The sequence below is a fragment of the Rhizobacter sp. P3_C12 genome (assembly GCF_056402735.1).
Genome location: NZ_JBFUGW010000275.1, coordinates 1 through 7,993, shown reverse-complemented (window position 1 = coordinate 7,993; position 7,993 = coordinate 1). Strand labels below are relative to the sequence as shown.

At 68.0% G+C, this 7,993-nt stretch carries 10 protein-coding genes; 2 read left to right on the top strand and 8 right to left on the bottom strand.

Annotated features, from left to right (window positions below):
- Nucleotides 1-130 precede the first annotated feature (130 nt).
- From AC1DXV_RS28105 to AC1DXV_RS28090, 4 genes are read right to left on the bottom strand one after another with little or no spacing between them, the layout of a single operon-like run.
- A complete protein-coding gene (locus AC1DXV_RS28105) occupies nucleotides 131-376 on the bottom strand; it encodes a DUF6364 family protein (protein WP_477936697.1) in 246 nt (81 codons plus the stop codon).
- A gap of 33 nt (nucleotides 377-409) precedes the next feature.
- Complete coding sequence (gene mddA / locus AC1DXV_RS28100) at nucleotides 410-1,165, bottom strand: methanethiol S-methyltransferase (protein ID WP_477936695.1); 756 nt, start codon at nucleotides 1,163-1,165, stop codon at nucleotides 410-412.
- A 29-nt stretch (nucleotides 1,166-1,194) separates the two neighbouring features.
- Nucleotides 1,195-3,291 carry an alpha/beta fold hydrolase gene (locus AC1DXV_RS28095; protein WP_477936693.1) on the bottom strand — a complete coding sequence of 699 codons (2,097 nt, stop codon included), beginning with the start codon at nucleotides 3,289-3,291 and terminating at the stop codon, nucleotides 1,195-1,197.
- Entirely contained in the window at nucleotides 3,281-3,946 is a 666-nt protein-coding gene (locus tag AC1DXV_RS28090) for a TetR/AcrR family transcriptional regulator (RefSeq protein WP_477936691.1), read from the bottom strand. The genes AC1DXV_RS28095 and AC1DXV_RS28090 overlap by 11 nt, the downstream gene beginning before the upstream one ends.
- Before the next feature lie 129 nt (nucleotides 3,947-4,075).
- Between AC1DXV_RS28090 and AC1DXV_RS28085 the strand changes: the two genes are divergently transcribed.
- Nucleotides 4,076-4,504 carry a VOC family protein gene (locus AC1DXV_RS28085; RefSeq protein ID WP_477936689.1) on the top strand — a complete coding sequence of 143 codons (429 nt, stop codon included), beginning with the start codon at nucleotides 4,076-4,078 and terminating at the stop codon, nucleotides 4,502-4,504.
- A gap of 10 nt (nucleotides 4,505-4,514) precedes the next feature.
- Here AC1DXV_RS28085 and AC1DXV_RS28080 read toward each other — a convergent pair whose 3' ends face one another.
- The 4 genes from AC1DXV_RS28080 to AC1DXV_RS28065 form a co-directional block, all read right to left on the bottom strand.
- Entirely contained in the window at nucleotides 4,515-5,786 is a 1,272-nt protein-coding gene (locus tag AC1DXV_RS28080; protein WP_477873327.1) for a type II toxin-antitoxin system HipA family toxin, read from the bottom strand.
- 4 nt (nucleotides 5,787-5,790) lie between these two features.
- Nucleotides 5,791-6,249, bottom strand: coding sequence for a helix-turn-helix domain-containing protein (locus AC1DXV_RS28075; protein WP_477936687.1), 459 nt, complete (start codon nucleotides 6,247-6,249; stop codon nucleotides 5,791-5,793).
- 60 nt (nucleotides 6,250-6,309) lie between these two features.
- Nucleotides 6,310-7,266: an NPP1 family protein gene (locus AC1DXV_RS28070; protein WP_477936685.1), complete on the bottom strand. Its 957-nt coding sequence runs from the start codon at nucleotides 7,264-7,266 to the stop codon at nucleotides 6,310-6,312.
- Between the two features lie 61 nt (nucleotides 7,267-7,327).
- Nucleotides 7,328-7,516, bottom strand: a complete 189-nt coding sequence (locus AC1DXV_RS28065) for a hypothetical protein (RefSeq protein WP_477873013.1) — start codon at nucleotides 7,514-7,516, stop codon at nucleotides 7,328-7,330.
- Nucleotides 7,517-7,618: 102 nt separating this feature from the next.
- On the opposite strand from AC1DXV_RS28065, the gene AC1DXV_RS28060 reads away from it, so the two are divergent.
- The coding region (locus tag AC1DXV_RS28060) for a winged helix-turn-helix domain-containing protein (protein ID WP_477936683.1) at nucleotides 7,619-7,993 on the top strand (375 nt) is incomplete at its 3' end.

Below are 7,993 nucleotides of genomic sequence, written 5' to 3'. Positions count from 1 at the left end.
GGCCACGACCATCGGCATCACTGTCAGGGTGGTTCCTGACGAAACCGCGGCGACGACCTCTTCGAGCCAGGTCCGGGCGGCGGCATGGTGAGGATGATCGCCACGGAATGCCGCGACCAGCACGTTCACGTCAGGCGTCATCGCCCAGCGCCTCCAGCAGCGACCTGTTGCTGAGCGGGTCGACACCTGCCACCAGTCCACCGCGCCCCTTGAACACCGGCAGACGCGACTTGCCTCGCGGCACCGCCGCCTGCTGCGCCCTCAGCCGCAGTTGCAGGCCCTCCTCGATCAGTCGCGTCAGCGTGGTTCGTTGCCGGGCAGCAAGCGCCTTGGCCGTGGCCAGCAGTTCATCGTTGATGTCGAGGGTCGTCTTCATCCAAAGATGATACAGATTTCTGTATCGGCTGCGCTAGTGCTCGGCCGCATCCCTCCCGCTTCCCTTGCGCGGCCACGGCAGCAGCATCCCCACCTGCTCCCGGTAGGCCCGGTAACGGTCGCCGAACTGCGCGACCAGGTCGCGCTCCTCGAACCAGATGCCGATCAGGATGTAGCCCGTCGTGGCCACCGCGAACAGCAGGTGGCCGGCCGTCATCACCGGCGTGGCCCAGAAGCCCAGCAGGAAGCCGAGGTAGATCGGGTGGCGCACGTGCCGGTAGAACAGCGGCGTCCTGAAGACCGGTGCGGGGATCTCGCGCCCCCGCCAGCCTGCCAGAACCTGGCGCAGACCGAACAGCTCGAAGTGGTTGATCAGGCAGGTGCTGATCAGCAGCATCGCCCAGCCGAGCCAGAACACCGCCTGCAGCGCGATGCGCCCGGCTGGATCGGCGACCGACCACACCACCGGCTGCGCGATCGGCCGCCACTGCCACAGCAGCAGCGCCAGCACCACGGTGGCCGCCAGCACGAAGCTGCTGCGCTCGACCGGCTCGGGCACGATGCGCGTCCACCAGCGCTTGAAGCCACGGCGCGCCATCACGCTGTGCTGCACCGCGAACAGGCCGAGCAGCAGCAGGTTGACGACCACCGCCTCGGCCAGCGGCACCGCGCTGCCGCTGTCGATGTCCTTCGGCACGGCCACGCCGCCGACGAAGCCGATCGCATAGGTGAAGGTCGCAAGAAAGAACACGTAGACGGCAACGCCGTAGAGAACCCCGAAGAAGGCCATGGCTGAAACTCCCAAGAGATGCCGGCGAGCTAGCGTGCCCACCAGCGGTTGTCGAGCACCTGCGCAATGCGCAGCGCCGCACGCGCTGCGCCATCCATCTCCACCGGCCGGTAGCGCACCGGTTCGTGCATCGCGGCCAGGGCGCGCTCGGCCAGCGTGTCGGGATCGAGCGTCGCGTAGTCGAGCGAGCGATCGGCTCCGTAGTTGGCCAGCCGGCAGCGCACGTGCACGCACTGCTCGAAGTGGCGCTGCAGCGGAAAGCTCAGGAACGGCCGGCGCGTCGCCACCAGTTCCATGCATGTCGACAACCCTCCCTGCACCAGCGCCAGGTCGCAGCACGCGAGGTGCTCGTACAGCTTGTGCACGTAGGGCCGGATCTCCAGCCCGTCGAGCTGCGGGAAATCGTCGGTGGCCAGGCGCGGGCCGGCCACGACGATCAGCCGCAGCTCCGGCAGCGCACGCTTCATGCGCGGGAAGGCCTGCACGATGMGCCGCAGCAGTGGCCGGCCGACGGCGGTGCCGCCGACGGTGGCGATCGCGATCTTCTCGTCGCGGCGATAGCCATGCAGCGCACGCAGCCGCTCGGTGTCGGCCAGCGCCGCCGGATCGAAGGGCAGCGCGTAGCCGCAGTAGCTGAAGTTGCGGTCGGTCCAGTCGCGGATGCCGGGCAGGCCCGGGCCGAAGGGGGCCTCGGTGACGTCGTCGCGGTTGCCGACGAACAGCGCCGCATCGCGGATGCCGGGGTAGCGTGCGACATGCTCCAGGTCGTCGGCATTGCGGTCGGCGCACAGCAGGGCCTCGCGCTCGTTGCCCGGCTCCATCGGCAGGCAGCCGACGAAGTCGGTCAGGAAGACGAAGGGCTGGCGCTTCAGCTCCGGGTTCTCGTGGTAGTGGTAGTCGACCTCCCAGGCCTCGTCGCCGACCACGATGTCGTAGTGCTCGGACTCCACCAGGTCGATGAAGGTCATGAAGTTGCGCGTCATGATCTCGTCCATCGTGCGCAGCGCGAAGAAGACCGACAGGTCGTGCTCGCCGGCCTGCTGCTCGAAATGCCGGCTTTCGTTGGCCAGGCGCTGCGTGACGGGATGCAGCCGCTCGCCCTCCTGCGCGAGGTAGCGGGCCGCCGGATCGACGGTGAACCAGTCGATGTCGAGATCGGGTTGCAGCGTGCGCAGCGAACGCGCGATCGCCAGGTCGCGCTGCACATGGCCGAGGCCGATCGCGCTGGAGATGAAGAGCGCCCGGCGCCGGCGCTTCATCGCGCGCACCCAGGTCGCGCGGCGCGGCGCGCCGCCGATGAAGTCGCGCACGCTGCGGTTGAAGAGCACCGGGTCGCGCACCGCCGTGACATGCCCGCCGCCCTGCACGGTCAGCAGGCGCGAGCCCGGCACCAGCGCATGGATCGCCTTGCCCTGCGCGTACATCACGCGGTGGTCGTCGTCGCCGTGGATCACCAGCGTCGGGCAGGCCACGCGGCGCGCCAGTTCCCGCACGTCGTTGCCCTTCCAGGCCTTGCGCACCATGTTGATGATGTCGCCGCTGGTGGCCCGGGCGTAGCCGACGCCGTCGTCGAAGGGCTTGCTCGAATGCGGCTCGCTGAAGAGGCTGGCCATGAACGCATCGATGTAGCCCGGCCAGTCGTCGCGCGTCTGGTCGGCCTCGGCCTGCACCCGGCGCGCGATCGCGTCGGTGTCGACCAGCGATTCCGCGAAACCGCCGGCGATCACGAGGTGGCTGACGCGCTGCGGCTGCTCGGCCGCGACCCGCAGCACCGTCATCGCCGCGCACGAGATGCCGACCAGCGCGGCACGCTCGGTGCCGGCCGTGGCGTCGAGCACGGCGACGAAGTCGTCGTGGAAGATGTCGAAGCTGTAGGCGTCCTGGGTGGCCGGGCGGTCCGAGCKGCCGTTGCCGCGCCCGTCCATCGTGATGACCCGGAAGTGCTGCGACAGGTACGGCACCGTGGCCTTCAGCATCTCGCTGTGCACCATCTGGATGGGCGGCGCGAAGGCGATCCACGGGCCGCYGTCGCCCCACACCGCGTACCAGATGCGCACGCCGTCGCGGTCGACGAGCCCCTGGCGGGCCGGCTCGATGCTGGCGTAGGGGCTGCTGCTAGCGTCCATCGCCCTGCCCTGCCGCGCGGGCGTCGAGCGATTCGAGCAGCTTCTGCACCGCATCGAGCGCCGCCCGGTGCTGCGCCCGTTCGTGCTTCACGCCGAGCAGGTCGGCGAATTCCATGCCGAGCCAGAACTCCGAGATCCAGCAGGCGATGACGTCGGCCGTGAACGGCGCCGGCAGCGTCACCCCGGCCGCCGCGAGTGCCGCCACCGCCTCGCGCACCACGTCGCGCACCAGCTGCTTCCAGGCCAGCAGCCGCGGCAGGAACTTCTCGCGCAGGCCGGCGTTCGAGAGGCTCGCCGCCCACAGCTCGGCCTGCACGCGCACGAAGCCGGACGAGAGGTCGTTGTCGTAGAAGCGCCGCGCCTCGGCCCACTTGCGGGCGTAGCCGCCGGGGCCGGCATACATCGAGCCCTGGCGAGCCAGCAGCCGGCGGTTCGCGGCATCGAGCACCTCGATGACCAGCTGGTCCTTGGTGCCGAAGTGGTAGTTGATCAGCGCGTGGTTCACACCGGCGTCCTTCGCGATCTCGCGCACGCTGAGCGCCGCATACCCCTCGCTCGCCAGCCGCCGGAAGGTGGCGTCGAGGATCTTCTCGCGGGTGTCGACGGCCGGCGCATCCTTGCCGGGTTGCGCGCCGTCGGACGATCTGAGGTTCATGGTTGAACGAGCGGTTTATACGGTCGTTCAAAAATAGGCGAGGTTTGCGGATTCTTCAAGGACAGGAACTCCCTGCCGCGATGGAGGCTCAGAAAAGACCGTTCACCATCCAGCAACGAGGAGTCCACCATGGAAGCACAGCAACTTCACCGCGGCCGTCTCATCGATCACCTGCAGCTCGTCGTGTCCGACATTGCGGCCAGCCAACGCTTCTACGAGGCGGTGGCCAAGGTGCTGGAGATCCCGGTGGGCGGCAGCGCCGCAGATTACTTCTGGATCGACGAGCTGTTCGTCTCGACTGCCGACAGCAAGGCGGCACAAGGCCATCTGACGGGGCGCCACCACCTCGCCTTCCAGGCCAGGGACCGTGCGATGGTGGAGGCGTTCTACCGCGCCGGGCTCGAGGCCGGCGGCCGCGACAACGGCAAGCCGGGCGAACGCCCCTACCACCCCGGCTACTACGCCGCCTTCCTGCTCGACCCCGACGGCAACAACATCGAGGCGGTGTTCCACGGCGAGGCGCAACGCAGCGCGGGGTCGGTGGTGATCACGTTCTAGGCTGCATGTTCTAGCGTGATTCGGCGAGCCTGAACGCCGACGCCATGCGCTCCTGCTCGCGGGGACGAACGTGCAGGCTGTCGGCGATCTTGGCCCACTGCCTCACGACGGTCTGGCTGTGCTCGATGGTCTCGTCGGCAAGCTTCTTCGAGACCCGGAAGTACGGAGCCACCGAACGCGCCAGGTCGAGGTCGAGCGCGTTGTCGGATTCGCTGACGTTGAGCTTCAGGCCATGCGACTCGGGCACGGGGTTCATGTCGTAGGCCTCGGACAACCGCCACCCCTTGCCGGGCACGAGCAGGAAGCCGTGGTTGCGCAGGTGATCGTCGGTGTTGGAGACGAGCATGTTGAACACGATGCGCGACCACAGCTCGCGCAGATCGGTCTGGGTCTGCGCGCCGTGATCAGTCAACACGCGGGCGATTTCAAGGTAGCTCGCGCCGGTGGAGGCATCGTCCCCGTCCTGGCGGCCGGTGAGTGTCATGGCCGAGGCGAAATGAATCCGCCCCTGCGGCGTGCGGTCGAAGCGCTTCACCAGGAAGGTGTGGTGCGGGCTGGCGAAACGGCGAGCCATGTTTTGCGGCACCGACAGGCCACAAGCTTTTGCCAGGGTTTGAGCCACCAGTTCCCACGCGCCCACGTCGTACTCATCGCGCACGCTGGGAAACTTGGCGATCCACAGATGCCCCGCGTCGGCAACGCTGGCCTTGGGGCGTGCACCGCCGAGCGAGCCGCCCGGCGCGATCAGCATGCGCAGCCAGTCGTCACCCTCGGGCGAGGTGTTGTCTTCATCGCGTTCCAGCGCGAGACTGGCCGCTTCGAGTTCGCGCAGTTGGACGAACGGCGGTGCGGCTGTGTCGTGCTGGTTGTCGAGAAAGGCGCCGGAGTCCCCGAGTCGCAAGCGCAACGCACCAGACCGATAGGTGTCGTGCACGCCCAGCAGGCAGTCCGACTCGTGCAGGCGCACGGCCTTGCCCACCTGCCCTGCCCGTTGCGCCCGCTCCAGCCGGCGCCGCATCAGCAACCGCCCCCAGCGATCCGGGCTCGCATCGGAGAACACACCGAAGGTCTGATGGCCCTGCGGCGGGTGCTGTCGCCCCTCGTACAGGCCGAGCCGCGGATCCAGCGCCAGATTCCGCGTGGCCGGATGGGCAAGCGCGACGGGGTCGTATTCGAACTCGAAGACCTCCCGGCCCGCACCGCGCCTGGCGTGCAGCCATCCCAGCCGCAGCGGCTGCGCGAGACCGATCCAGTCTGCGTAGACGGCGATGGTCGCGGTCATGCGCTCAACGCGCCTTCTTCTTCGAAGGCAGGTCGATCAGGCCGACCAATGCCTCGGAGCTCACGAAGTCGCCCTTCGCGATCTGRCTGGGAGCAGCGTCGGAAGGCAGTCGCTCCATGACTTCATGCCGTTGTGAAGAGGGCGCGGGAGACGGCCCCCTGCGCGTCGCCCGGGTCGCGGGCAACTGCGCATCCTGCAACTCGCGGCCGAGCGGATCCGCCTTGCCAAGCAGATCGAGATCTTTCTCGATGCCCAGCACCTGCATCACGGCCACATAGGCACCCATCGTCACGCCTGCCCCACCGCGCTCGAGGCTGCGCAGCGTCATGGGCGCCATGCCCGCCCGCTCTGCCACCTGCTTGGCCGGAAGCCGCCTGCGCAGGCGCGCCAGGCGCAGGCGGTCGCCGAGCTGGATCAGCAGCGCTTCAGTGGCTGGAAGCAGCGGAGCAGGCTTTCTCGACATGGAAATATTCTAGTCATCTGAACATCATAGCGCCAGAATATCTCCACTTTTCCCGATGATTTACTCGCTGATCCGCGTGTACGTCTGCGGGTAGTTCGCCTGGAACTCCTTCGCGCGCGTGGCCCACACGTCGTCCCACAGGAACCAGACGTTGGCCCAGAACGCGTCGCTGCGCGGCACGTTGTTGTTGGCCTGGTTCATGATCTCGCCGTCGTTGCGGGTCTTGAAGCTCGCGCTGCCGAAGTTCGAGTTCTCCAGCGCCACGCGATAGTTGCGGTTGGCCAGGTAGCGCGTCCACTCGTCGCCATTCCACTGCGCGACGGCGCTGTAGTGGCTGAGGATGTCCGGCGCGTAGAACTCGCCCCAGTTGCCGATGAACTCGACGTGGGCATGGTCGTTGGCATTCGCGAAGCGGAATGCGTGCGTGCCCGCGCCATCCTTGTGATAGACCACCAGCGGATGCCCCCAGTGGTTCTCCAGCCCGGCCATCGGCCGCGTGGTGTAGTTGCCGTGCGCGCTGACCGACACGTGCGAGATGAAATCGCCGCCGCCGTTCCTGCGGCCCGTCCAGACGATCACCGTCTCGACGTCATGCTTGTGGCCCCCCAGGAACGTGAGGCCGATCGCCTGGTCCTTCTCGAAGTACAGCTCGTAGAAGTGCGCGCAGCGCTCGATGCGGTCGCTGCCCTCCACCGTCTCGCGGCACAGCTGGCGATGGATGGTGTTGGCGAAGTTGCCCCAGCCACCGTCGCGGCAGGCGCCCTGCACGGTGCCGGTGGCGTTCAGGCCGGGGTTCTGGCTCAGGTTGCTGTTGCGGTTGAACGGCGTGGCCGGGTAGCAGCCGTCGGAGTCGAAATCGAACATCGGATGGAAGTCGCGCACCTGCTTCTCGTTGTACTTCGTGATGGCAGTGTCCCAGCGCGGCAGTTCATCGGCGTGGGCCGCGGCAGCGGTCACGGCGATGAGGGCGATCGCAATGGACTTCAGGGCGCGCAGGGACAAGAACGTGTTCGTCATGGTGTGACACGAAGTGGATGGCCGGCGGACTGTGCGGCCCGCCCATGACGGCTTGTTGACGCTACAGGCGCACGACGCCGTCGATCCAGCCTTCGAACCGGCCGTCCACGTAGAGCCGCAGGCTGTCGCCATCGGATTCGGCTTCGCACTGGGCGCACTGGGCACCCAGGCCCCGGCAGTCATCCATCGCGAAGCGCGATGGCGTCGATCGGCGCGACAGCGTGCGGATAATGGTCGTGATGAAATCCATCGGCGGTCTCCCGAGTGTCTGATGCAGTGCCGCGACTGTCCCGCGCACGCCATCGCCGCGTCCTTCACCCACCTGAAACCAAGCTGAAACCCGCGCCAACCCGTGTCGACACCGCTCCACTTCGGTCGTTTCGAACTGCGCCCTGCCGAACGCCTGCTGCTGGACGACGGCAAGCCGGCGGCGCTCGGCGTGCGGGCCCTCGACGTGCTGATTGCGCTGGCGCAGCGGCGCGATCAGGTGGTGGGGCAGGATGAGCTGATCGATCTCGCGTGGCCCGGCCTGGTGGTCGAGCCGAACAACCTGCAGGTGCAGATCTCGGCCTTGCGCAAGCTGCTGGGGGCGGAGGCGATCGCCACCGTGAAGCGCCGCGGCTACCAGTTCACCGCCGCGCTGCGCGAGGCTGGCGCTGACAGCGGCGAAGCCGCGGCCCAGCCCGCCCTCGCCCCCACGCCCCACCGCCTGCCGCTGCCGCGCACC